1 protein-coding gene is annotated in these 1394 nt (G+C 55.1%); it reads left to right on the top strand.

Annotation, left to right across the window (positions count from 1 at the left end):
• Positions 1-759 (top strand): sensor histidine kinase (locus AC0L3X_RS47080; protein ID WP_473317601.1); only part of this gene is annotated, 759 nt, incomplete at its 5' end.
• Positions 760-1394: the final 635 nt, after the last annotated feature.

Raw genomic sequence — 1394 nt, 5'->3', positions numbered from 1 at the left:
GTCAACCGCTTCTCAACGGCTGGCGAATTGACCGCGTCAATTGCCCACGAAATCAACCAGCCGCTCGGCTCTATTCTGACGAATACCGAGACTGCGCAGGCGATCTTGAAGTCTCCCAATCCAGACATCAACGAACTAAGCGAAATTTTGGGAGACATTCTAAAGGATGACCAGCGCGCTACCGAAGTTGTCCGTAGAATGCGCAGCCTGCTGAAAAAGGCACCATTCGAACTGAAAAACTTCGACCTCAATGAAGTTGTGGAAGAGACGATCAGATTTTTTTCCGCGTTGGCTGTTAGCCGGAACTTCAAAATGGCGAACATGATCACGCGGGATGCGCTTCCGATCCTTGGCGACCATATTCAACTTCAACAAGTCATTCTGAACCTTGTTGTGAACGGGATGGACGCGATGAAGGACGCCTACCGAAAACCACATCATCAGCATCCGGACTTCGCGCCGTCGATAACATTGCCGAGCTATCTGTCTCGGATCGCAGCTCGGGCATTCCCAAGACAAATGAAAGCGGTGTTTGAGCCGTTTTTCATCAGCAAGACGGAGGGCATGGGCATGGGGTTGTCGATCGCCGCGCACTATTGTTTTGAAGCGCACAGCGGGCAGTATGAGCAGAAAAACGGGATCACGGCGGCGCGATGTTCCGGATCAGACTTCCTCTTGGCTGAACCTACCAAAACAGGACGACGGAGAGCGCAGCCACGCTGGGAACGAGGGTGGCGATCCCCGCCGCTTCGACGGTGAATACCCGTCTTGGGTTAAATGCCATGCGCCATTTTTGGTGGCAGTCGAGCGACAGCGTTAATCTGGATCATGTGCGGCGACCATCACACCCAGCAGCCGCTCCTTCAGCGGCTTCGGGCAACATTGAGCGCAGAATGCCGCTAGGGACAGTTTCGGGTCGTCTCAGCCCTCATGGTTGCACCGCTTAAGCCATCAGCGCGCTAGCAAGTCATTCCGGTCGCACATCTACGGACGGCTCGACGGGTATGGCGGACGGTCGTTCTTGCGACGCACACACCGTTAACTCGTGTCCTACCCGCGCCGCAGGCAGCAGCGACTTCCGTGATCATGCCGTTGGGCGGAGGAGTAATCGGCGCAGGTGTCATGGCTTGCGCCGATACTGCGACCGATAAGGCGAAGCCAGCAATAGCAATCAACCTAATCATTCTGCACCTCCCTTAACCGTCCCTAACCTCCCGACTTCTCACGGCAGGAGATGGGTCCGGCTCTCGTGTGAAAGCAACGCGAGTTTCCGGCGCTGGCCGTTGGAAGGCTTGAGATAGATCAAGGTCTGTCTCGGTTTAAAATGGCGCATATTACTGCGGTGATAGGTAAACTCAGGGTAGGCGTATGGGGCGCTATATTGACGAAATCCT

It is taken from the genome of Bradyrhizobium sp. MI1.7 (assembly GCF_055811795.1).
Note: the sequence above shows the minus strand (reverse complement) of the source record. Positions and strands in the feature narration are given on the sequence as shown.